Annotated in this window: 23 protein-coding genes; 7 read left to right on the top strand and 16 right to left on the bottom strand. The window is 68.0% G+C overall.

Annotated elements, in window-relative coordinates; translation table 11 throughout:
- Positions 1-8 precede the first annotated feature (8 nt).
- On the top strand, positions 9-1,121 hold the full coding sequence (locus OEL49_RS13945) for an ABC transporter substrate-binding protein (protein ID WP_014235545.1): 1,113 nt from the start codon (positions 9-11) through the stop codon (positions 1,119-1,121).
- Between the two features lie 12 nt (positions 1,122-1,133).
- Here the strand turns inward: OEL49_RS13945 and OEL49_RS13950 are convergent, their stop codons facing one another.
- The 3 genes from OEL49_RS13950 to yegQ form a co-directional block, all read right to left on the bottom strand.
- Positions 1,134-1,970 (bottom strand): DMT family transporter, encoded by an 837-nt coding sequence (locus OEL49_RS13950; RefSeq protein ID WP_287875235.1) that lies wholly within the window; start codon positions 1,968-1,970, stop codon positions 1,134-1,136.
- A 57-nt stretch (positions 1,971-2,027) separates the two neighbouring features.
- Entirely contained in the window at positions 2,028-3,104 is a 1,077-nt protein-coding gene (locus tag OEL49_RS13955) for a hypothetical protein (protein WP_287875237.1), read from the bottom strand.
- A 93-nt stretch (positions 3,105-3,197) separates the two neighbouring features.
- The gene (gene yegQ / locus OEL49_RS13960; RefSeq protein ID WP_287875239.1) at positions 3,198-4,511 is read right to left on the bottom strand and encodes a tRNA 5-hydroxyuridine modification protein YegQ; all 1,314 of its coding nucleotides are present in this window, start codon (positions 4,509-4,511) and stop codon (positions 3,198-3,200) included.
- A 51-nt stretch (positions 4,512-4,562) separates the two neighbouring features.
- Here yegQ and rng point away from each other — a divergent pair, with 51 nt between their 5' ends.
- Positions 4,563-6,044 (top strand): ribonuclease G, encoded by a 1,482-nt coding sequence (gene rng, locus OEL49_RS13965; RefSeq protein WP_014235549.1) that lies wholly within the window; start codon positions 4,563-4,565, stop codon positions 6,042-6,044.
- Positions 6,045-6,108: 64 nt separating this feature from the next.
- Here the strand turns inward: rng and OEL49_RS13970 are convergent, their stop codons facing one another.
- On the bottom strand, positions 6,109-6,696 hold the full coding sequence (locus tag OEL49_RS13970) for a tetratricopeptide repeat protein (RefSeq protein WP_014235550.1): 588 nt from the start codon (positions 6,694-6,696) through the stop codon (positions 6,109-6,111).
- Between the two features lie 227 nt (positions 6,697-6,923).
- Between OEL49_RS13970 and OEL49_RS13975 the strand changes: the two genes are divergently transcribed.
- Positions 6,924-7,808 carry a dienelactone hydrolase family protein gene (locus tag OEL49_RS13975; protein WP_287875243.1) on the top strand — a complete coding sequence of 295 codons (885 nt, stop codon included), beginning with the start codon at positions 6,924-6,926 and terminating at the stop codon, positions 7,806-7,808.
- Between the two features lie 105 nt (positions 7,809-7,913).
- Here OEL49_RS13975 and gabD read toward each other — a convergent pair whose 3' ends face one another.
- Positions 7,914-9,356, bottom strand: a complete 1,443-nt coding sequence (gene gabD / locus OEL49_RS13980) for an NADP-dependent succinate-semialdehyde dehydrogenase (protein WP_287875245.1) — start codon at positions 9,354-9,356, stop codon at positions 7,914-7,916.
- Positions 9,357-9,407: 51 nt separating this feature from the next.
- Here gabD and OEL49_RS13985 point away from each other — a divergent pair, with 51 nt between their 5' ends.
- From OEL49_RS13985 to OEL49_RS13995, 3 genes are all read left to right on the top strand, one after another.
- Positions 9,408-9,899 carry a C40 family peptidase gene (locus OEL49_RS13985; RefSeq protein ID WP_205229757.1) on the top strand — a complete coding sequence of 164 codons (492 nt, stop codon included), beginning with the start codon at positions 9,408-9,410 and terminating at the stop codon, positions 9,897-9,899.
- A 45-nt stretch (positions 9,900-9,944) separates the two neighbouring features.
- Positions 9,945-10,892: an NAD(P)H-dependent flavin oxidoreductase gene (locus OEL49_RS13990; protein WP_014235554.1), complete on the top strand. Its 948-nt coding sequence runs from the start codon at positions 9,945-9,947 to the stop codon at positions 10,890-10,892.
- Between the two features lie 76 nt (positions 10,893-10,968).
- Positions 10,969-11,826 (top strand): HDOD domain-containing protein, encoded by an 858-nt coding sequence (locus OEL49_RS13995; RefSeq protein WP_014235555.1) that lies wholly within the window; start codon positions 10,969-10,971, stop codon positions 11,824-11,826.
- A 79-nt stretch (positions 11,827-11,905) separates the two neighbouring features.
- On the opposite strand, the gene mgtE is transcribed toward OEL49_RS13995, so the two are convergent.
- From mgtE to aroE, 3 genes are all read right to left on the bottom strand, one after another.
- On the bottom strand, positions 11,906-13,348 hold the full coding sequence (gene mgtE / locus OEL49_RS14000; protein ID WP_014235556.1) for a magnesium transporter: 1,443 nt from the start codon (positions 13,346-13,348) through the stop codon (positions 11,906-11,908).
- 159 nt (positions 13,349-13,507) lie between these two features.
- Positions 13,508-14,200 carry a monofunctional biosynthetic peptidoglycan transglycosylase gene (mtgA, locus tag OEL49_RS14005; protein WP_287875250.1) on the bottom strand — a complete coding sequence of 231 codons (693 nt, stop codon included), beginning with the start codon at positions 14,198-14,200 and terminating at the stop codon, positions 13,508-13,510.
- A gap of 6 nt (positions 14,201-14,206) precedes the next feature.
- Complete coding sequence (aroE, locus tag OEL49_RS14010) at positions 14,207-15,022, bottom strand: shikimate dehydrogenase (RefSeq protein ID WP_287875252.1); 816 nt, start codon at positions 15,020-15,022, stop codon at positions 14,207-14,209.
- 176 nt (positions 15,023-15,198) lie between these two features.
- On the opposite strand from aroE, the gene OEL49_RS14015 reads away from it, so the two are divergent.
- Complete coding sequence (locus tag OEL49_RS14015) at positions 15,199-15,657, top strand: bacteriohemerythrin (RefSeq protein ID WP_152089969.1); 459 nt, start codon at positions 15,199-15,201, stop codon at positions 15,655-15,657.
- A 24-nt stretch (positions 15,658-15,681) separates the two neighbouring features.
- Here the strand turns inward: OEL49_RS14015 and OEL49_RS14020 are convergent, their stop codons facing one another.
- From OEL49_RS14020 to rsfS, 8 genes are all read right to left on the bottom strand, one after another.
- Positions 15,682-16,530 (bottom strand): energy transducer TonB, encoded by an 849-nt coding sequence (locus OEL49_RS14020; protein WP_287875255.1) that lies wholly within the window; start codon positions 16,528-16,530, stop codon positions 15,682-15,684.
- 40 nt (positions 16,531-16,570) lie between these two features.
- Positions 16,571-18,484 carry a ribonuclease catalytic domain-containing protein gene (locus OEL49_RS14025; RefSeq protein WP_014235561.1) on the bottom strand — a complete coding sequence of 638 codons (1,914 nt, stop codon included), beginning with the start codon at positions 18,482-18,484 and terminating at the stop codon, positions 16,571-16,573.
- 7 nt (positions 18,485-18,491) lie between these two features.
- A complete protein-coding gene (locus OEL49_RS14030; RefSeq protein ID WP_287875257.1) occupies positions 18,492-19,055 on the bottom strand; it encodes a YqiA/YcfP family alpha/beta fold hydrolase in 564 nt (187 codons plus the stop codon).
- An 18-nt stretch (positions 19,056-19,073) separates the two neighbouring features.
- Positions 19,074-19,979 carry an alpha/beta hydrolase family protein gene (locus OEL49_RS14035; protein WP_287875259.1) on the bottom strand — a complete coding sequence of 302 codons (906 nt, stop codon included), beginning with the start codon at positions 19,977-19,979 and terminating at the stop codon, positions 19,074-19,076.
- A 49-nt stretch (positions 19,980-20,028) separates the two neighbouring features.
- Positions 20,029-20,853, bottom strand: coding sequence for an undecaprenyl-diphosphate phosphatase (locus tag OEL49_RS14040; protein ID WP_014235564.1), 825 nt, complete (start codon positions 20,851-20,853; stop codon positions 20,029-20,031).
- Between the two features lie 72 nt (positions 20,854-20,925).
- Positions 20,926-21,546 (bottom strand): Maf family protein, encoded by a 621-nt coding sequence (locus OEL49_RS14045; RefSeq protein ID WP_130459863.1) that lies wholly within the window; start codon positions 21,544-21,546, stop codon positions 20,926-20,928.
- A 15-nt stretch (positions 21,547-21,561) separates the two neighbouring features.
- Positions 21,562-22,044, bottom strand: coding sequence for a 23S rRNA (pseudouridine(1915)-N(3))-methyltransferase RlmH (gene rlmH / locus OEL49_RS14050; protein ID WP_014235566.1), 483 nt, complete (start codon positions 22,042-22,044; stop codon positions 21,562-21,564).
- An 8-nt stretch (positions 22,045-22,052) separates the two neighbouring features.
- Positions 22,053-22,424 (bottom strand): ribosome silencing factor, encoded by a 372-nt coding sequence (gene rsfS, locus OEL49_RS14055; RefSeq protein WP_014235567.1) that lies wholly within the window; start codon positions 22,422-22,424, stop codon positions 22,053-22,055.
- Positions 22,425-22,427: the final 3 nt, after the last annotated feature.

The raw sequence follows: 22,427 nt of genomic DNA on the forward strand, positions 1-22,427 counted from the left end.
TTCCGACCATGCGCCTTCTCCGCCTGCTGCCCCTGTTCGCCCTGCTGACCGCGCCCCTGGCCGCCCAGGCCAAGGACATCGTGATCGCCCAGATCGCCCCCCTGAGCGGCCCCCAGGCCGTCACCGGCAAGGCCATCGCCGCCGGCGCCCGGCTCTACATCAACCACATCAACGCCCAGGGCGGCATCAACGGCAGTCCCATCCGCCTGGTGCGCAAGGACGACGGCCAGAAGCCGGAGGAGACCCTGCGCCTGGTGAAGGAAAGCCTGAAGGAGGAGGAGCCGCCCGTGGCCTTCCTCGGCACCGTGGGCACCAACAACGTGGAAGCCCTGGTGAAGGACGGCATCCTGGCCCGCAGCAACGTGCCCCTGGTGGGGGCCGTGTCCGGCGCCTCCAGCGTGATCGGCGCCCCCGGCGTGTTCGTGGTCAAGGCCGGCTACCGGGACGAGGTGGAACGCCTCTTCGCCCATCTCTCCCAACTCGGCCAGAAGCAGGTGGGGCTGGTCTTCCAGGACGACGCCCTGGGCGCGGACGTGATCGCCGGGGCCGAGGTGGCCGCCGCCCGCAACGGCATCAGCCTGGTGGCCCAGGCCGGCTACGAGCGCAACACCACCAAGGTGGAAGCCGCCGTCAATGCGGTGCTCAAGGCCAATCCCCAGGCGGTCTTCCTCGGCGCCACCACCGCCGCCGCCATCGAGTTCGTGCGCCAGTACCGGCAGAAGGGCGGCCTGGCCACCCTCTACGGCCTGTCCATCATCGACACCCAGCAGCTGCTGGACAAGCTGGGCCCCGGCCTGGCCCGGGGCTACGCCTTCTCCGTGGTGGTGCCCCTGGAACAGCAGAACACCCTTTCCCTCAACCGGGAATACAGCCGCCTCAAGGCCGCCGCCAACGACCCGGAACTGTCGGCCCGTTCCATGGAAGGCTTCATCGCCGCCAAGGTGCTGGTGAGCGCCCTGCGCCAGGGCGGCGGCAACGGCCCGGCCGTGCTCAAGGCCCTGCAGGCCATGCGCAAGGTGGATCTGGGGGGCTACGCCATCGATTTCAGCCAGCGCAACCGCCCCGGCTCCACCCGGGTGGACTTCGCCATGATCGGCGAGGGCGGTCGGGTCTTCCAGTAAGCCCGGGGCAGCTCAGCCAGCCCGGGCCCGGATCACCAGGGCGATGCCGCCGAGGATGGCAACGGCAGTCAGGACCAGGCGCAGGCTGACGGCCTCGCCCAGGAACAGGGTGCCGCCGACGGCGGTCAGCAGGGGCACGCTCAACTGCACCGTGGCCGCCGTGGTGGCCTGCAGGCCCCGCAGGGCCGCATACCAGAGGGCGTAACCGAGACCGGAGGCGATGCCGCCAGAAAGCACTGCGTAGAGCACGCCCCCGGCATTGAAATTGACGCCCGGCAGGGCCAGGAGCCCCAGTCCCAGGGCCAGGGGCACGGCCCGCAGGAAGTTGCCCGCCGTCACCGCCGTGGCATCCCCCGCGCCCCGGCCGCGGATGGAATAAACGCCCCAGGCCACCCCGGCCCCCAGCATCAGCAGGGCCCCGGCCAGGGGCGGCGCCGACAGCCCCGGCAGCAGCAATCCCACCAGTCCCCCCAGGGCCAGGAGCAGCCCCAGGCGCTGGCGCGGCGAGAGCCGTTCCCCCCGCCACAGGCCGTAGCCGATCATGGTCACCTGCACCGCCCCGAACAGCAGCAGGGCGCCGGTGCCGGCCGCCAGGGAAACGTAGGCAAAGGAAAAGCCCGCCGCATAGGCAAACAGGGCCAGGGCCGAGCCCCAGCTACCGGGCAGGCCGGAGAAGCCCCGCAGGCGGATGATGGTCCACAGCACCAGGGCGCCGCTGCCCAGGCGCACCAGGGTGAAGGAGGCGGGGTCCATGCCGCCCTGCTGGAGGGCCAGGCGGCAGAGCAGGGAATTGCCGGCGAAGGCCAGCATGGCCACCAGGGTCAGCAGCACCACCTGTTTGCGGGACATGGGCGGAAGCGGAAGTCGGAGAAGCCGGCAGCATAGCCCGGCCATCCTTACAGGAAGCTAACCGCCCAGGGCCTGATGCAGGCAGGCGGCCACCTGGAGGGCGCCCCGGGGCTGGGGCCGGGGCGGCACCGGCTGCTGCCACAGGGCCGCCAGGGCAGCCCCCAGGTCGCCGGCCTGCAAGGCGGACTCTTCCACCTCGCGGCAGACGGCGTGGGCCTGCAGCCAGGGAATCAGGGCCTCCTGCTCGGGCCAGTCGGGGCGGCGGGCGTAGAGCATGGGGGTGCCGTTGCAGGCGGCTTCGGCGAAAGTGCCGTAGCCGGGCTTGCCCACCACCGCATCCACGGAGGCCAAGAGGTCGGCGAAGTCCCAGCCCAGGGGCTCGAAGGCGCTCATATCGGGGCGGACCACGCCCCAGGCAGCGGGCACCAGCCAGTGCAGGCCCGGGATCGTCGGCCAGGTCTGGGCCGGCAGCCGGGTGGCGATGCCGCCCAGGGCCGCCAGCACCAGCCGGGTCCCCTGCCCGACGCCCAGCGTCTGCCGCAGAAGCCCGTCCTGTCTGCTTCCCAGCCGGGCCACCGGGTCCACGAGACGGGCCTGCGGCAGGTCCGGCATGGCCATGGCCGGCGCCAGGCGGAAGAAGGTGCGGGCGCTGCGGTAGGCCGCCAGCATCTGGGCATGGAGGGGCGACGCCCAGGTTTCGCCGGCGAACTCGTGGGCGAAGAGATCGGCCCAGTTGAGGGAGCTCATGGCGTAGGCCGGCAGGCCCAGGCGCTCCGCCGCCGCCAGGGGCAGGTAGGCCACGTTGCTGAGCAGCAGGTCGGCATCAAGGCCCTGGAGAAAGTCGACCTCGGCCGCCACCCGTTCTTCCCAGCCGGCGTGGAAGTCCCGGTAGGCGGCGGCGCTGGCGGCCCGGTCAATGCGGAAGGCATCGCTCATGACGAAGCCGAAATCCGCCGCCCGGGGCACCAGGGCAAAGTCGCGGCCGATGCGCTGGCGCAGCTTGAACTCGGGGGCGCCGCTCACCACCGTCAGGCGCAACGCCGGTTGCAGCTGTCGCAGGGCATCGAGCACCGGCCCGGTCTGGGCGATGTGGCCGAAGCCGTGGCCGGAGATGTAGACGACGAGATGGGGCATGGGGCCGGCCCTAAAAGGCGTTAGCCACAGAGGGCACAGAGATCACCGAGGAGGCCGGGTGGGAAATCATGGCGCCTTCCGCTGCCCCAGGGGCTAGAGCAGGCGGGCGATGTAGGCGCCCTGGCAGTCGGGCGGCAGGGGCAGCCACATGATGTGGCCGTTGCCCGGGGCCACGGTGACCGGCTCGCCGGCTTTGTTTTCCATGCGCTCCAGGGCCAGCACCCGGTTGCCGGCGGGATGGATGATTTCCAGCCGGTCGCCGACGGCGAAACGATTCTTCACTTCCACCTGCATCAGGCCCCGTTCCGCATCGAAGGCGGTAGCGTCGCCCACGTAGAGGCTGCGCTCGGATTCGGAGTGGCCCTTGAGGTAGTTCTGGTACTCGGCGTCGTGGTGGCGCTGGTAGAAGCCGTCGGTGTAGCCCCGGTTGGCCAGACCTTCCAGATCGGAGAGCAGGGTGGCGTCAAAGGGCCGGCCGGCGACGGCATCGTCGATGGCCCGGCGGTAGGCCTGGCAGGCCCGGGCAGCGTAGTAGGGAGACTTGGTGCGGCCCTCGATCTTCAGGGAATCAACGCCGATCTCCACCAGCCGCTGCACGTGCTCGATGGCCCGCAGGTCCCGGGAATTCATGATGTAGGTGCCGTGCTCGTCTTCCTCGATGGGCATCAGCTCGCCGGGGCGCTCCTTCTCCTCCAGCAGCCATACCTTGGATTCGGGCCGGCCGTCGGCGGACTCGTTCTCGGGATGGACCTTGTAGTCCCAGCGGCAGGAATTGGTGCAGGTGCCCTGGTTGGGATCGCGCCGGTTGAAGTAGCCGGAGAGCAGGCAGCGGCCGGAATAGGCGATGCACAGGGCGCCGTGCACGAACACTTCCAGCTCCATGTCCGGACATTCCTGGCGGATCTCCGCCACCTCGTCCAGGGACAGCTCCCGGGAGAGGATGACCCGGGAAATGCCCACGCTCTTCCAGAACTTCACCGCGGCGTAGTTCACCGTGTTGGACTGGACGGAAAGGTGCACCGGCATCTGCGGCCACTTCTCCCGCACCATGGCGATCAGCCCCGGGTCGGCCATGATCAGGGCGTCCGGCGCCATGTCGATCACCGGTTCCATGTCCGCCAGATAGGTCCGCACCTTGGCGTTGTGGGGGAAGATGTTGCTCACCAGGTAGAACTGCTTGCCCAGTTCCCGGGCGGCCTGGCGGGCCTCGGCCAGCACGCTCATGTTGCCGAAATCGTTGTTGCGCACCCGCAGGCTGTAGCGGGGCTGGCCGGCGTAGACCGCGTCGGCGCCGAAGGCGAAGGCGCTGTCCATCATGGCCCGGGTGCCGGCGGGGGCCAGCAGTTCGGGGCCGCGGCGAGCGGGCTGGGGGGCCGCGGTGGCGCCGGCGGAGGGGGTAGAAGGCATTGGGGTAGAATGGGCCAAAACCTGAATTTTACCTGTCTTCCCATCCTTCCCATGCCTGAAGAAATCCTCATCAATTTCACCCCCCAGGAAACCCGGGTGGCGGTGATGCACCAGGGCGTCGCCCAGGAACTGCACATCGAGCGCACCGCTTCCCTCGGCATCGTCGGCAACATCTACCTGGGCAAGGTGGTACGCATCCTGCCGGGCATGCAGTCGGCCTTCATCGACGTGGGCCTGGAACGCACCGCCTTCCTCCACGTGGCCGACATCTGGCTGCCGCGCCATAGCGAAAAGAACGGCGAGAAGGGCGACGGCGAAGGCGGCATGCGCCCCATCGAGCGCATTCTCACCGAGGGCCAGAGCCTGGTGGTGCAGGTGATCAAGGACCCCATCGGCACCAAGGGCGCCCGCCTGTCCACCCAGATTTCCATCGCCGGCCGCATGCTGGTCTATCTGCCCCAGGAGAAGCACATCGGCGTCTCCCAGCGCATCGAGGACGAGCAGGAGCGGGAGCAGCTGCGGGAACGCCTGACCCGTCTGGTGCCGGAGGACGAGAAGGGCGGCTTCATCGTCCGCACCATGGCCGAAAACGCCTCCGACGAGGAGCTGGCCAACGACATCGAATACCTGCGCAAGACCTGGCGCGGCATCAAGGAAAACTCCCTGCGGGTGGCTCCGCCCCACCTGCTGTACCAGGAGCTGTCCCTGTCCCAGCGGGTGCTGCGGGACTTCGTCAATCCGGAGACCTCGCGCATCGTCATCGACTCCCGGGAGAACTTCCAGAAGCTCAAGGAGTTCGCCGCCCTGTACACCCCCAAGGTGCTGGAACTGCTCGACCACTACACCGGCGAGCGGCCCCTCTTTGACCTGCACGGGGTGGAGGATGAAATCCAGAAGGCCCTGGCCCGGCGCGTCGATCTGAAATCCGGCGGCTACCTGATCATCGATCAGACCGAGGCCATGACCACTATCGACGTGAACACCGGCGGCTTCGTCGGCGTGCGCAACTTCGACGACACCATCTTCAAGACCAACCTGGAGGCGGCCCAGACCATCGCCCGCCAGCTGCGCCTGCGCAACCTGGGCGGCATCATCATCGTGGACTTCATCGACATGGAGAACCCGGAACACCGGGACGCGGTGCTGGCCGAGTTCAACAAGGCCCTGGCCCGGGACCACACCAAGATGACGGTGAACGGTTTCACCGCCCTGGGCCTGGTGGAGATGACGCGCAAGCGCACCCGGGAATCCCTGGCCCACGTGCTGTGCGAGACCTGCCCCACCTGCGGCGGCCGCGGCGAGGTGAAGACCGCCCGCACCGTGTGCTACGAGATCCTGCGGGAGCTGCTGCGGGAGGCGCGCCAGTTCAATGCCCGGGAATACCGCATCCTGGCGGCGCCGTCGGTGATCGACCTGTACCTGGACGAGGAATCCCAGTCCCTGGCCATGCTCTCCGACTTCATCGGCAAGGCCATATCCCTCCAGGCCGAGGCCAGCTACAACCAGGAGCAGTACGACATCGTGCTGATGTAGGCCGATTCTGCGTCAACGACAAAGGGGCGCCCGCGGGCGCCCCTTCGTTTTTTCGCTCCGGCGTCTAGCGCGCCAGGGTGTCTCCTGCCACCGCCGCGGTCTGCACCCGGGGCGCGTCGCCCTGGCGCAGGCGTTCCTGCAGGCGGGCCAGCACCTGCTGGCCGTCGTCCCGGGAGCGGGCCAGGGATTCCTGCATGTCCCGCTGCCACAGCAGGGCGGAAGCCTGCCGACGCCACTGCTCCAGCTGGGGATTGTGGGCCAGGTGGTGGTAGTGGTGCTGGCGGTTCATGGTGAACCAGCGGTGGGCCTCGGCCTGGTCGGCGGCCACGCCCACCCCTTCCTGGTACATCAGCCCCACTTCGTACTGGGACTGCAGGTCGCCCTGCTCCGCCGCCCGCTTGTACCACTTCATGGCGGCGGCCAGGTCCTGGGGCACGCCGTCGGCGTAGCGGTACATCAGACCCAGGTTGTACTGGGCGTCCCGCTGCCCCTGCTCGGCCAGCTGTTGCCACAGTTGCAGGGCCTGGCGGTAGTCGCCCTGGCGGTGGGCCTGGGCGGCCTGCGCGAAGCGCTCGCCGGCGGCGGGTTCGGCATGGACGGCGGTGCAGCCCAGGGCCAGGAGGATGGCGCAGCTAAGGTGACGGAGCCCCATGGAATGTCCTTTCTTGAACGGTCAATCGCCCGGCGGCGGCCGGGGAAAACCATTCTATGGATAGGGACATTGGGGCGGAATGAGGCAAATGGTCGCGCGGCAGACTGTCGCACCGGGCCGCCGGGGTTGCCCGAGCGGCGGCCAGATCAAGACCTGAGCCGGGCAATTTGCGCCAGCCCCGCCGGCTGCCTATGCTGACGTTTCCCCAACCCGAAACGGAGCCCGCCATGAGCGTCAGCACCTCCCCGGAATTCGACAGCCTGGTGCCCAATAACAACATGGACCGCCGCACCTTCGTCGCCACCGCCGTCGGCGCCGCGATTGGCACTGGATTCGCCCTGGCCGTGCAGCCGGTGTGCGCCCAGACCCAGATCAAGACCGACAGCAGCGGCCTCAGGACCGCCGCCATCCAGGTGCCGGTGGGCGGCGAAAGCGTTGCCGCCTACTGCGCCCGGCCGGAGCAGGGCGAGCGCCTGCCCACGGTGCTGGTGGTGTCGGAAATTTTCGGCGTCCATGAATACATCCAGGACATCTGCCGCCGCCTGGCCAGGCAGGGCTACCTGGCCATCGCGCCCCAGCTGTTTGCCCGCCAGGGCGACCCGGCCACGGTGGGCAGCATTCCCAAGCTCATGGAGACCATCATCGCCAAGGTGCCCGACGCCCAGGTGCTGGCCGACCTGGACGGCTGCGCCGCCTGGGCCGCGAAGAACGGCGGCGATCCGGAGCGCCTGGCCATCACCGGCTTCTGCTGGGGCGGCCGCATCACCTGGCTGTACAGCGCCCACAATCCGGCGGTGCGGGCCGGGGTGGCCTGGTATGGCCGCCTGGTGGGCAACGCCAGCGACCTGACGCCGAAACACCCGCTGGACGTGGCTTCCAGCCTGAAGACGCCGGTCCTCGGCCTCTACGGCGGCCAGGACCAGGGCATTCCCCTGGAGACGGTGGAGAAAATGCGGGCCGCCCTCAAGGCTACCGGCAATCCCTCCGAGATCGTGGTCTATCCGGAGGCGCCCCACGCCTTCCACGCCGACTACCGGCCCAGCTACCGCCCCGAACCCGCGGCCGACGGCTGGCAGCGGCTGCTGGCCTGGCTGCAGCAGCACGGCGTCTAGACAGCCGGGCCCGCAAACCGGGCAACCCCAGAAGTCAGAAGGGACGGGCTTCCCCGGCATGGCACACCGGGGAAGCCCGTCCCTTCCAGCTTGCAGAGCAGGGGCTTAGAGCCCCAGACACAGGTACTTCACTTCCAGGTATTCCTCCAGGCCGTACTTGGAGCCTTCCCGGCCCAGGCCCGACTGCTTGATGCCGCCGAAGGGCGCCACCTCGTTGGAGATGAGGCCCGTGTTCACGCCCACCATGCCGTATTCCAGGGCCTCGCCGACACGGAAGATGCGGCCGATGTCCCGGGAGTAGAAGTAGGAGGCCAGGCCGAACTCGGTGGCGTTGGCCAGGGCGATGGCCTCTTCCTCGGTCTGGAAGCGGAACAGGGGCGCCACCGGACCGAAGGTCTCCTCCCGGGCCACCCGCATCTGGGGCGTCACGTCCGCCAGCACCGTGGGCTGGAAGAAGGTGCCGCCCTTCTCGTGGCGCCGGCCGCCGGCCAAGACCCGGGCGCCGTGGGCCACGGCGTCGGCGATGTGGGCCTCCACCTTGGCCAGGGCGTCGGCATCGATCAGGGGCCCCTGGGTGACGCCGGCCTCCGTGCCTTCGCCCACCTTGAGCGTGGCCACCTTTGCCGCCAGCCTGGCGGCGAAGGCCTCATAGATGCCGTCCTGCACCAGCAGCCGGTTGGCGCAGACGCAGGTCTGGCCGGTGTTGCGGTACTTGGAGATCATGGCCCCTTCCACCGCCGCATCCAGGTCGGCGTCGTCGAAGACGATGAAGGGGGCGTTGCCTCCCAGTTCCAGGGACAGCTTCTTGATGCTCGGCGCGCACTGGCCCATGAGCAGGCGGCCCACTTCGGTGGAGCCGGTGAAGGAGAGCTTGCGCACCGTCGGGTTGGACGTCAGTTCGCCGCCGATGGCCACCGGATCGCCGGTGATGACGTTGAAGACGCCGGCAGGAAAACCTGCCCGGTGGGCCAGTTCGGCCAGGGCCAGGGCGGTCAGGGGCGTCTGTTCCGCCGGCTTGACCACCACCGTGCAACCGGCCGCCAGGGCCGGCGCCACCTTGCGCGTGATCATGGCGGCGGGGAAATTCCACGGTGTGATGGCGGCGCAGACGCCGATGGGCTGCTTGATCACCAGCATGCGCTTGTCCGCCGCCACGGCGGGAATGGTCTCGCCGTAGGCCCGCTTGGCCTCCTCGGCAAACCATTCGACGAAGGAGGCAGCATAGGCCACCTCGCCCCTGGCTTCGGCCAGAGGCTTGCCCTGTTCGCTGGTCATGAGCAGGGCCAGGTCGTCCGCATGCTGGTTCATCAGCTCGAACCAGCGGCGCAGCACCCCTGCCCGCTCCTTCGCCGTCCTGCCGCGCCAGGCCGGCCAGGCGGCATCGGCGGCGGCAATGGCGGCACGGGTCTCGGCGGCGCCGAGGCGGGGCACCCGGGCCAGTTCGGCACCGCTGGCCGGATTGCGCACCGGGAAGTCGCTCTCGCCGCCCACCCACTGGCCGTTGAGATAGCACTGCTGGCGCAACAGATTGGAATCCTCAAGTTTCATCTTTGTCTCGTCGTTGGAATTTTATAAAAACCGTCGTTTATACTTGGGGTTATGACTAGAAAGCTCATCCATTGCCTGAGCTTGGCCGCCGCCCTCGCCGGCTGCGGCAGCTTACCGCCATCGCCCCCGGAAAGGCCAGCGGAGCGCGCCGCCGCGCCCCTCTCGGCCAAGGCCCAGGACGTGGTGCTGTACGCCTTTTCCCTGATCGACACCGGCTACCGCTTCGGCGGCAAGAACCCGGAAGCGGGCCTGGACTGCAGCGGCATGGTCAGCTACATCTATGGCCAGGCGGCGGGCCTGAAAGTTTCCGGCAGCGCCGCCGACATCGCCCGCAACGGGCGTCCCGTACCGCGCCAGGGCCTCAAGCCGGGAGACCTGGTGTTCTTCAACACCATGAACCGCTCCTACTCCCACGTGGGCATCTACATCGGCGACGACCGCTTCGTGCACGCGCCGGCAACTAATGGCAGAATCCGAATCGACAGTCTGGGAGCCCGCTACTATGCGGAACGCTTCGAGGCTGCCCGGTCCTACTTCGACTAAGCCGTCGGGCCGTAAAAAAACCACAATCTTAGGAGACAGTTTCACATGCCCGTTCCCGCTCTGTTCCAGGGCCGGATGGCGGTTCCCGCCATTGCTGCGCCCATGTTTCTCGTATCCGGCCCCGATCTGGTCATCAACGCCTGCAAGGCCGGCATCGCCGCCAGCTTCCCCTCCCTCAACGCCCGTCCCGCCAGCCAGCTGGATGAATGGCTGACCCGCATGAATAAGGAGCTGGGCCCCAAGGACGCGCCCTTCGGCATCAACCTGATCCTGCATCACTCCAACACCCGCCTGGAAGAGGACGTGGCCCTGGTGGTCAAGCACAAGGTGCCCTTCGTCATCACCAGCCTGGGCAACCCCAGCAAGCTGGTGGAGGTGGTGCATGGCTACGGCGGCCTGGTGTTCTCCGACGTCATCCACGCCTACCACGCCAAGAAGGCCATCGAGGCGGGGGTGGACGGCATCATCGCCGTCTCCGCCGGCGCCGGCGGCCATGCCGGGACCCAGAATCCCTTCGCCCTGCTGCGGGAAATCCGTGAGTTCTGGGACGGAGTGCTGATCCTGGGCGGGGCCATTTCCGACGGCGCCTCCATCCGCGCCGCCGAAATCGCCGGGGCCGACTTCGCCTACATGGGCACCCGCCTCATCGCCACCCAGGAGTCCATGGCCCAGCAGGCCTACAAGGACATGCTGGTCAGCGCCGGCCCGCGGGACATCGTGTATACGGACGCCGTCTCCGGCACCAACGCCAACTTCATCTGGCAAAGCCTGGAGAAGGCCGGCTACACCAAGGAGAGCCTGGCGGCCGGCGGCCAGGCCAACCACAACTACGGCGGCGACGAGGCCAAGGCCTGGCGCGACGTGTGGAGCGCCGGTCACGGCGTCGCCAACATCCACGACGTGCCGACGGTGGCCGAACTGGCCGCGCGGCTGGCCGCGGAATACCGCCAGGCCTGCCAACGCCAGCCGTCCCAAGCCTTGCGGCCGGTATAACCAAAGCCATATTTTTCGGCGCCGCCGTTGATGCTAGGGTTAGGCCCTAAATAACGACATTCGAGAGCCTTTCCCCATGCGTACCATCGACGAAACCGAAGTCAGCAAACTGCTCCGCGGGGTGGAGATTCCCCCCTGCCCCGCGGTGCTCGCTGCCCTGGCCCAGGAGATGCACCGCCCGGATGCCAGTTCGACCAAGGTGGCCCGGCTCATCAGCCAGGACGTGGGCCTGGCCGCCGGCGTCATCAAGTGCGCCAATTCCCCCCTCTTTTCCACCGGCAGCAAGGTCGGCTCCATCGGCGAAGCCCTGGGCCGCCTGGGCTTCAACAACGTGCTCAACCTGGTGGTGAACGAGCTGCTGCGCAAGAATCTCTCCCAGAACAACCATGCCATGGACCGCTTCTGGGACAGCGCCACCTACTGCGCCGGCGTCTGCGCCAAGCTGGCCGAGATCCTGCCCGGCACCAGCCGCGACACGGCCTACACCTTCGGCCTCTTCCACGACTGCGGCATCCCCATCCTGATGCGGCGCTACCCGGACTACAAGAAGACCCTGGGCGAAGCCAACCGCCGCATCGACCTGCCCTTCACCGCCATCGAGGACGAAATCCACGGCACCAACCATGCCGTCATCGGCTATCTCATGGCGCGCAACTGGGGCCTGCCGGAGACGGTCAGTTCCGCCATCCTCTCTCACCACGATTTCTCCGTCTTCAACGACGGCAGCGGCCTCTCCGACGAATCGTGCACCCTGATCGCCCTGGCCCTGCTGGCCGAGCGCATCGTCGGCACCTTCCTGCGCCTCAACGAGGACGGCGAGTGGGAAAAGGGCAAGGGTGCCGTGGCCGGTTTCTTCGGTCTCACCGAGACGGACCTCAACGACATCGTGGACGACCTGCTGTTCAAGCTGGATTCCGCCCGCAAGGCAGCCTGAACCCGGACGTCGCGGCGGCATCGCCGCCATGAAAAAAGCCGCTCCTGGAGCGGCTTTTTATTGTCGGGAGCGGCGCCCTTCAGAGCAGGAACAGGGTGGCCAGGCCGAGGAAGATGAAGAAGCCGCCGGAGTCGGTGACGGCGGTGATCAGCACCGAGGAGCCCAGGGCCGGGTCCCGGCCGAACTTCTGCATGGTCATGGGAATGACCACGCCGACGGTGGCAGCCAGCAGCAGGTTGAGGGTCATGGCCCCGGTCATCACCAGGCCCAGCTGGAAGGAGTGGTACAGCCACCAGGAGACCACGCCGAGCAGCCCACCCCACACCAGGCCGTTGATCAGGGCCACGCCCAGTTCCTTGTGCAGCAGGCGCCGCGCCGATTCGGGCTGGATCTGGCCGAGGGCGATGGCGCGCACGATCATGGTGATGGTCTGGTTGCCCGAGTTGCCGCCGATGCCGGCGACGATGGGCATGAGGGCGGCCAGGGCCACCAGCTTTTCGATGGAGCCTTCGAAGGCGCCGATCACCCGGGAGGCGATGAAGGCCGTCACCAGGTTGATGGCCAGCCAGGTCCAGCGGTTTTTCACCGAGTTCCACACCGAGGCGAAGATGTCTTCCTCTTCCCGCAGACCGGCCTGGGCCAGCAGTTCGCTTTCCGATTCTTCCCGGATGAAGTCCACCACTGCATTGACGGTGACGCGACCCACCAGGCGGTCGTCCCGGTCCACCACCGGGGCGCTCACCAGGTCGTAGCGTTCGAAGGCCTGGGCTGCTTCCTCGGCGTCGTCGTCCGGTTCCAGATGGACGAAGTCGCTGATCATGACGTCCGCCACTTCGGACTCGGGATCGTTGATGAGCAGCTTGTTGAGGGGCAGCACGCCCTTCAGGCGCTCGTCCCGGTCCAGCACGAAGAGCTGGTCGGTGTGGTCGGGCAGTTCGTCGAAGCGGCGCAGGTAGCGCAGCACCACTTCCAGGGTCACGTCTTCCCGCACCGTGACCATTTCGAAATCCATGATGGAGCCGACCGAGTCCTCGGGGTAGGACATGGCGGCGCGCAGCTGCTCCCGCTCTTCCACGGAGAGGGACTGGAAGACGTCCTGGATCACCTCGTGGGGCAGGTCCGGCGCCAGGTCGGCCAGTTCGTCGGCATCCAGGGATTCGGCGGCGGCCACCAGCTCGTCCGAATCCATGTTGGCGATCAGGGTTTCCCGGACCGCATCCGACACTTCCAGCAGGATTTCCCCGTCCCGCTCCGCCTTGACCAGGTCCCACACCATGAGACGCTCATCCAGGGGCAGGGCCTCCAGGATGTAGGCCACGTCGGCTGGGTGCATCTTGTCCAGCTTGTGGCGCAGCTCGTTCAGGTGCTGCTTGTGCACCAGGGATTCCACCAGCTCGTGGCGGGGCATCTCCTGCTTGTGCACCAGGTCCTCCACCAGGTGATGCCGGGCGAGCAGGGTCTGCACCTCGGAGAGGCGCGCCTGCAGCTCATCGGCGTCAGCGTGCTGGATTTCTTCGCTCATGGTGGCAAACCGGGGAATGGTGCGATGCCGCAAAAAGATGGCGCATTCTAGCACCGCACCGGGTCAGGACTTTGACAAAAATCACGGGAATCCACCGGGCTACGGGATATCCCCAAGCGGCGCCCCGACGGCCCGCCCATGGGTATGGGCAAGCCGGTCTCAGGGGAGTTCCGCCGCCCCCATCCGGCCCAGGATGATGCCGGTCTTTTTCAGCAGCCCCGGGGCGCTGCGGTTGCGGTCGTAGAAGCGGGGATTGGGCAGCATGGCGGCCAGCTTCGCCGCCTGTTCCGGCCCCAGTTGGGCGGCGGAGACATTGAAGTAATGGCGGGCTGCCGCCTCGGCGCCGAAGACGCCGTTGCCCCACTCCACCACGTTGAGATAGACCTCGAAGATGCGCCGCTTGGACCAGGCGGTTTCCAGCATCAGGGTGATGGCGGCCTCCTCGGCCTTGCGCCAGGGCGTCTTGCTCGGGGAAAGGAACAGGTTCTTCGCCAGTTGCTGGGAGATGGTGGAGCCGCCGGCCACCACCTTGCCGCGGCGCTGGTTCTTTTCCACCGCCTTCTGGATGCCGTCCCAGTCGAAGCCTTCATGATCGACGAACTTGGCGTCTTCGGCGGCGATGATGGCCCGCTTCAGGTGAGGCGAGATGCGCTCGTAATCCACCCACTGCTTCTGCAGGCTGGCCCCCGGCATCTTCAGCCACAGTTCTTCCTGGCGGATTTCCATGAAGCGGGTCATGTGGGGATTGACGTTGGCCCACCACAGCACCCAGGCGAACAGCCACAACTGGTAGGCCAGCAGGAGGCCGACGCCCCAGGCCGCCGCCAGCTTCAGCCAATGCAGGATGCGCACGGCGCCTCAGCCCTGCCGCAGACGGTCGAGGACCGGCGCGGTGACGGGCCGCACGCCGCGCCACAGCTGGAAGGCTTCCGCCGCCTGCTCCACCAGCATGCCCAGGCCATCCACCAGGCGGGAAGCGCCCTGCAGCCGGGCAAAGGCCAGGAAGGGCGTCTCGCCCCGGCCGTACATCATGTCGTAGGCCAGGGCCCCACCGTTGAAGATGCCGGCAGGCAAAGGCGGCAGTTCGCCGGCCAGGCTGGCGGAGGTGGCATTGATCACCACGTCGAAGCCCTGACCGGCCAGCTCGCCATAGCCACCGCCGCTGACGGGGCCCAGGTCGGCGAAATCCCGGGCCAGGTCGGCGGCCTTGGCGGCAGTGCGGTTGGCGATGTGCAGGCGGCAGGGACCGGCGGCCAGCAGGGGCGCCAGGGCGCCCCGGGAGGCACCGCCGGCGCCGAGCAGGAGAATGGCCTTGCCTGCCAGGGGCAGGGCCTGGTTGACCTGCAGGTCCTGCACCAGGCCGGCGCCGTCCGTGTTGTCGCCGAGGATGTGCCCATCCTCCAGCACCAGGGTATTCACCGCCCCGGCCCGGGCGGCCAGGGGCGTCAGGCTGTCGGCCAGGCGGAAAGCCTCTTCCTTGAAGGGCACGGTGACGTTGGCGCCCCGCCCGCCGCCGTCGGCAAAGGCCCGCAGCGCCGCGGCGAAACCGTCCAGGGGCGCCAGCAGGGCTTCGTAGCTCATGTCCTGGGCGCAGGCGGCGGCAAACAGGGAGTGGATCAGGGGCGACTTGCTGTGGCCGATGGGGTTGCCGAAAACGGCATAGCGGTCAGTCATGGCGGCAAAAAGAAGGCTGCGATGGAGGAAAGGGCGCCAGTTTATCCCTTTTGGCGGACGGCAACCTGAACGCTCCCTTACGTAGCGCAGGGAACAAAATCGCCGCAGAAAACGGCTTACGCATGGCGGAATTGCCTATAATCCGGGCGTTGCACTTTTCAGGGAGCTAACAACAAATGAGCGCAAAAGACGCCGTTATCGTGACATGGGACGACCGCTACAGTGTGGGCATGAGTGAAATCGATGCCCAGCACCAGGCCCTCTTCGAGACCATCAACCGGCTGTGGTCCGCCATCGTCGGCAAGGGCAGCCGGGAGCAGATCCTGGTGCTGATCGACGAGCTGGAACGCTACACCGTGGCCCACTTCTCCGCCGAGGAGAAGTTCATGGAATCCACCGCCTACCCGGACCTGGCCGCCCACCGGCAACTGCACGAGACCTTCGTGCAGCGCATCGCCGCCGAACGCCAGGGTGTCAGCGCCGGCAAATCCATCAGCCTGGACCTGCTGCACTTCCTCAAGGACTGGCTGGTACAGCACATCCAGGTGGAAGATCAGCGCTACGCCGCCCACTGCCGCCAGGACCCGCAACGGGGCAGCGGCCTGTCGGGCTTCTTCAAGCGCTTCTGGGCCTAAAGCCCGGCACCGGGCCGGGCCGCCTTACTGGGCCTGGACCCGGTCGCCGCTGGTGAAGAACCAGGTACGGGTGATCACCAGCTGATCCACGTCCCGCCGGATATCCTCGGGGAAAGCCGCATAGGGACCGGCCATGCGCACGATGCGCAGGGCCGCCTCGTCCAGCACCTTGTGGCCGGAGGTGCGCTCCAGTTCCACCTTGTCCACGGAACCGTTGGCATTGATGGTGACGGACAGCACCAGGGTGCCGTAGAGCCGGCCCCGGGCGGCCTCGGGATAGTTGAGGGTACCCACCCGCTCCACCTTCAGGCGCCAGTCTTCCACATAGCGGGCGAAGCGGTATTCGTCGGCCCGGGTGCCGATGTTTTTCTTGCGCGGCCGCTGGTTGTACTCGTCCACGCTCTTGCTGATCTCGGCCTCCATGCGCGCCATGGCCATGGCGCTGCTGGCCAGGTCCCGGCCCGAGAGGGTCGGCGCATTCTGGGGCTGGGACTCCCGGGAATCCTGGCGCGGCGCCCGGGTCTTGCTCTTCACTTCGGCCAGCAGACGCTGCTGCTGGGCCTCCATGTCCCGCACCCGCTGCCGCGACTGTTCCAGGTCGCTGCCGGCCTGCTGCCGCGCCGAGGGCGGCAGGGGCGTGGCCGCCCGGCGGTTCTCTTCGACGTTGCCGCCGCCGTCCAGGTTGGCCTGGGCCAGGGCCTGGGCGTGGGTCGGGCGGCGCGCCGACTTGCTGTTCACCAGGATGATGTCCAGGGCCTTGTCCTGCAGGGACCGGGAGGCATCGGGGAACTTGAAGTGGAGGGACAGCAGCAGACCGTGCACCAGCACGGAGAGGCCGACGGCCAGGGTCAGGTTGCGGCTGGAGGCATCCATCCGGGCCAGGAATCCGGGCATCAACCGGGCCGCCGCCATATCAGGCTCCCGCCTCCTCGTCGTCACCCACATCGGCCACCGCATCGGCGCTCTCGATGACGGCGACGAAGCGCAGGTTCAGCTCCAGGGACAGGGTGTCCCAGGACTCCACGCTCAACTTGACCCGCTGGCCCATGGACAGCTCGGGCAGGGACGGCACCCGTTGCATCAGGGGCAGGGGATCGAGCTTGACCAGGTTTTCCTTGCGCACCGTCCCTTCGATTTCCGTCACGCCCTTCTGTTCCAGCCAGCGCAGGCACCAGTAGCGCTCCATGTGGCGCTGGAATTCGGCATAGGCGGCGTAGGTCAGGTCGAAGTCGCGCATGGCGGCAAAGAGCGCATCGCTCTTGGCGCCGAAGTGGGGCGCCCGGTCCTGCAGCAGGGTGATCAGCTGCCACTGGTTCACCAGGTCCACATAGCGCCGCAGGGGCGAGGAGGACCAGGCGTACTGGGGCACACCGAGGCCCTCGTGGGGCAGGGGCGAAGTGGTCATGCGCACCTTGCCGGCGGTCTGGGCGCGGTAGATGCAGGCCACCTTCTTCTCGGCCAGGAGGCCGCCCCAGGTGGCGTTGGCGACGATCATCAGTTCCGCCACCAGCTTGTCCAGGGGACTGCCCCGCTTGCGGGCGCTGATCTCGATGCGGTCGGCGGCGCCAGTCGGATCGCTGGCGTCGGGGAAAACGTCGAAGTTGTAGTCGAAGATGCCCTGGGTGGCGGACGGCTTGCCGCGGCGCCCTTCGCAGGCGCAGGCCAGCTGCCACAGCAGCTTCAGTTCCTGGGCGAAGCGGAAGTCGCCCAGACCGGCGGCCAGGGTTGCCTCGTTGAAGAGGGGCTCGATTTCGTGGTGGCGCAGGTTGGCCGCCACATGGACCCGCTCCAGGCGGGATTCGTGGCCGACGATTTCCAGGCCCTCGTTCACCGTCAGGTACAGGGAGACGGCCGGCCGCGGCTTGCCTTCGGCCAGGGTGTAGGCCTCCACCACGGCGTCGGGCAGCATGGTGATCTTGTTGCCGGGCATGTACACGGTGGACAGGCGGTCCCGGGCAATCTGGTCGAGGGCCTCGCCCGGCCCGAAACCGAGGCCGGGGGCGGCGATGTGGATGCCGACGCGCCAGCCGATGCCGGGCAGGGCTTCCAGGGAAAAGGCGTCGTCGATTTCGGTGGTGGCCGCATCGTCGATGGAAAAGGCTTGCACCGAGGCCAGGGGCAGGTCGGCCGGCGCCGTGGGCACGTCCACGGCGGGGAAGCCGGTGCCCTTGGGGAAGTACTCCCGCAGAAAGCGGTTGAAATGGTAGTCGCGGTGGGACTTGATGGCACCGCATCGGGCCAGCAGGTGCGGCGCCGAGGTGTGCAGTTCCTCGCAGGCCGCCTCCAGGGCCTTGGTCTCCGGCTTGTTGCGGTCCGGGGCGTAGAGCAGCTGGTCGAGCAGGGGGGCGAACTCGGGCGGCAGGGAACCGGCCTTCAGTTCCGCCACCATGCGCTCTATGGCCAGCGCTTGCTGACGCTTCTTTTCAAGACCGGCCAGAGCAGCCTGGAGAATGTCGGGAGGGGCCTTGCGGAAGCGACCCTTACCCTTGCGGTGGAAATAGACAGGCGCTGCGTGTAGGGCAAGCAGGACCGATGCCGCCTCGACCGGAGAGGGGTCTTTGCCGACGTAGTCCTTGGCAATATCCAGAAAAGAAAATTCGCCATCCGCACAGCACTCCCAGAGGAATTCGGGTTCGATGTCGTGGGCCAGGGGTTCGGCAGCCTCCAGCAGGGCCCCGGGGGCGGGACTCTGGAAACGCAGCAGGATGGCGGCAGCCTTGACCTTGGTTCGCTTGCCCGACGCGCTTTCCACCTGCAGGGTGGCATCGTTGTCGGCCAGCACGGTGCCCGTCTTGAAGGCGCCGTCTTCTTCAAATAGAACATTCATCGGCGGATTATAACCCGGCGAATTCAAGGATTTGCGGCACAAAGTCGACAAATCGCGTGAAGCTGTGGTCGCCGCCGGCCAGCACCGTCTGGCGGGCATCCCGGTAGCAGGCCACGGCCTGGCGGTAATCCAGCACCTCGTCCCCCTCCTCCACCAGCAGCCAGTAGCGCTCGGGCCGCAGGTCGGCCACTTCCATGGCCTGCAGCTGGGCCACGTGCTCCCGGGTGAACTGGAATTCCTCGCCGCTGTAGAGGTTGATCTGGGGGCCGACGTAATCCGCCAGGGAAAGATGGGCCAGCACCGCCGGATTGACCAGCACGGCCCGCAGGCCGTGGCGTTCTGCCAGCCAGGTGGCGTAGAAGCCGCCGAGGGAGCTGCCCACCAGGGTCAGGGGACCCTCGGCGGCGAGGATGGCCTCGGCCTGGACCATGGCCTGGCGCGGCTCGTGGGACAGGGCCGGGCAGAAGAAGCGCTCCTGCAGGCCCCGGGCCGCCATGGCCTCGGCCACGGCGCGGGCCTTGAAGGAAGCGGGGGAGGAACGGAAACCGTGGAGATAGAGAATGCCGCTCATGGTGCTGGCCTCACTGGCTTACTTGCATTCCCAGGTGTCGCCGGGAACGAGGGTGGAAGGAAAGTCCCGGCAGAGCCAGGTGCGGGCCGCCTGGCTCCCGCCCAGGGCGGCCTCCCAGAAGGCCAGGCTGGCGCCCTGGATGGCCGTCGCGGCCCGGGCCGGCAGGACGTGGCGGCTGCCCGGATTGCCCGCCAGGGGCATGTGGGCGGCGCCGTCCAGCACCAGCAGGAACTTGTCGCCGCCGGGCATGTGGCGGAAGGGCACGGTGCGGTCGGCGGCGCTGATGTCGTGCAGGCCGATGCCGTCGTCCCGGGTGCCGGTGATGCAGAAGAAGGGACGCCGGATGCCGGCGAAGCGGGCATTGAGGGGTGCCTCCTCGCCCCGGGCGGAGGGCGACAGGCCGAGGAAGGCCCGCAGGCGCGGCTCCGCCACCGGCGGCCCATAAGCGCGCCGTTCCCCGGCCATGGCCTGGGTCGTCACCGCGCCATAGGAATGGCCGGCCAGGCCGACACGCTCCAGGTCCACCCCGGCCCAGGCCGGATCGGTGGCCTGGCGGTGCCAGACTTCGTCGAGAACGAAGCCCAGGTCGGCCAGGCGGGCCAGGGACTGCTCCGGCGTGGTGGCCGCCGTCAGGGCCCGGCGCAGGGCCATGGGACTGCCGGCCATGACCGCGGCGTCGCTGCCGGCGTGCTGCAGGGCCAGGCCCCGGTAGCCGTGGGAGGCCCAGTGGCGCAGCCAGCGTTCGCCGTTGTCCCGGTCGCCGCCGAGGCCGTGGGAGAAGAGGATCAGGGGCGTGCGGGCGACGCCCTGGGGCAGGTAGTGGCGGCAGGGAATGGGACGCTGGCGGCGCTCGTCGTGCCACACCTCCAGTTCCTCCCACACCCGGCAGGGGCCGCTGGCGGCGTAGTTGTGGGGAGCTGACATGGGGCAGGTTCGCCGGGGCAGCAGCGCCGCCCCGAAAGGATTGTCCGGCCTAGCCTGCAGACCAGCTGACAGTGCCGCTCCAGGCGGTCCACAGGACGATGCCGCCGAAGACGATGCGGTACCAGGCGAAGGCGGTGAAGTCGTGGCTGCTGATGTAGCGCAGCAGGCCGCGCACGGCGATGAAGGCGGAGACGAAGGCGGCGACGAAGCCCACCACCCACATGCCGACATCGTCGAAGGAGAGCAGCTCCCGCTCCTTGTACAGCTGGTAGAGGGTGGCGATACCCAGGGTGGGGATGGCGAGGAAGAAGGAGAACTCGGTGGCGGCCTTGCGCGACAGGCCGAAGAGCAGGCCGCCGATGATGGTGGCGCCGGAGCGGGAGGTGCCGGGAATGAGGGCGAAGGCCTGGGCGATGCCCAGCTTGAAGGCGTCGATCACGTCCAGCTCCTCCACCGTCTCCACCCGGATGCGGTGCTTGCGCCTCTCGGCCCAGAGGATGAAGAGACCGCCGACGATGAAGGTGGTGGCCACCACGTAGGCGTTGAAGAGGTGGGCCTTGATGGCCTTGCCGAAGAGCAGGCCGAGGACGGCCAGGGGGATGAAGGCGATGATCAGGTTGATGACGAAGCGCTGGGCTTCCCGCTCCCGGGGCAGGCCCAGCAGCACCCGGGCGATGCGGGCCCGGTATTCCCAGCAGACGGCCAGGATGGCGCCGGACTGGATGACGATCTCGAACAGCTTGCCCCGGGCGTCGTTGAAGTCGAGCAGGTCCCCCGCCAGGATCAGGTGGCCGGTGGAGGAGATGGGAAGGAATTCGGTGAGGCCCTCGACGATGCCGAGAATGAGGGCCTTGAGCAGCAGCAGGGGATCCATGGGGAGCCGGGGCGGGAGGAAAGAGGGGGGGATTATACCCGCCCCCTCCGCCGGCCCCGACCGGAAGCGACCTTACAGGGGATACCCGGCCATCTTCAGCAGGGCGCCGGTCTCGCACAGGGGCAGGCCCATGACTCCGGTGTAGCTGCCTTCCAGGCGTTCGACGAACATCCCGGCCTTGCCCTGGATGCCGTAGGCGCCGGCCTTGTCCATGGGTTCGCCGCTGGCGATGTACTTGCCGATCTCGGCTTCTTCCAGCTCGCGGAACTGGACGATGCTTTCCGACAGCACGGTTTCGATATGGCCGCTCCAGGCCAGGGAGACGGCGGTCAGCACCCGGTGCCGCTGACCCGAGAGCAGCTCCAGCATGCGCCGGGCGTCGGCCTCGTCCGTCGGCTTGCCGAGAATCTCGCCCCGGCATTCGACGGTGGTGTCCGCCGCCAGGATCGGCTGGGTCGCCTGGCGCCGCCACACCACCAGCTTGAGGCCGTGCTCGGCCTTGGCCCGGGCCACCCGTTTGACGTAGGCCACCGGGTCCTCGCCCGCCAGGGGCGTCTCGTCCACGGCGCCGTCGGCCCGGGGCGGGTTGCGAAAGAGCAGGGTTTCGAACTGCACGCCCATGAGGGACAGCAGTTCCCGCCGCCGGGGGCTGCGGGAGGCAAGGTAGATGCGGGGGCCGAGGGGGATGGTCATGGCAGTGGGGGAAGGTCAGCCTTCCCGGTGGTAAGGATGGTTACGAATGACGCTGACGGCACGGTAGAGCTGTTCGCACAGGATCAGCCGGGCCATGGCGTGGGGCAGGGTGAGGCTGGACAGGCGCAGCATGGCGCCGCCATTTTGCTGGGCCTCGGCCTTCAGTTCCGGGTCGAGGCCGTCGGCGCCGCCGATGAGCAGGGCGATGTCGCGCCCCTCGCCCATCCAGCCTTCGAGGCGGGCCGCCAGTTTGACGGTGCTCAGATCCTCGCCCCGCTCGTCCAGGGCGACGATGCGACAGCCCCCGGGCAGGGCCGCCCGGATGCGGGCCTTCTCCGCACTCAGCAGCTGCTCCCGGGTTTTCGAGCCCCGGGGCTCGGGCTTGATCTCGACCACGCTCACCGCCATTTCCCGGGGCATGCGCTTGATGTACTCGGCGCAGCCCTCGGCCACCCAGTCCGGCATGCGGTGGCCCACGGCGATGATGCACAGTTTCATGGCTGCCTTCAGGCGGCGGAGGAGCCGCCCTGGCTGCCGGCCTGGCGCCGCACCGGGGCCTTGGCGCCCCACAGCTCTTCCAGGTTGTAGTAGTTGCGCACGGCCGGCTGCATGACATGGACCACGATATCGCCCAGGTCCACCAGCACCCATTCGCCGGTCTGCTCGCCTTCAATGGAGAGCACCTCGCCGCCGGCTTCCCGCACCTTTTCCTGGACGTTGCGGGCAAGGGACTTGACCTGACGGTTGGAGTCGCCGCTGGCGACCACGACCCGGTCGAACAGGGAGGTGAGCTTGGTGGTGTCGATCACCTCGATATCCTTGCCCTTGATGTCCTCAAGGGCGTCCACGACGATTGCTTGCAGTTTTTGCAGTTCCATCAG

This window comes from Azospira sp., from assembly GCF_030247495.1.
GTDB classification, from domain to species: domain Bacteria; phylum Pseudomonadota; class Gammaproteobacteria; order Burkholderiales; family Rhodocyclaceae; genus Azospira; species Azospira oryzae.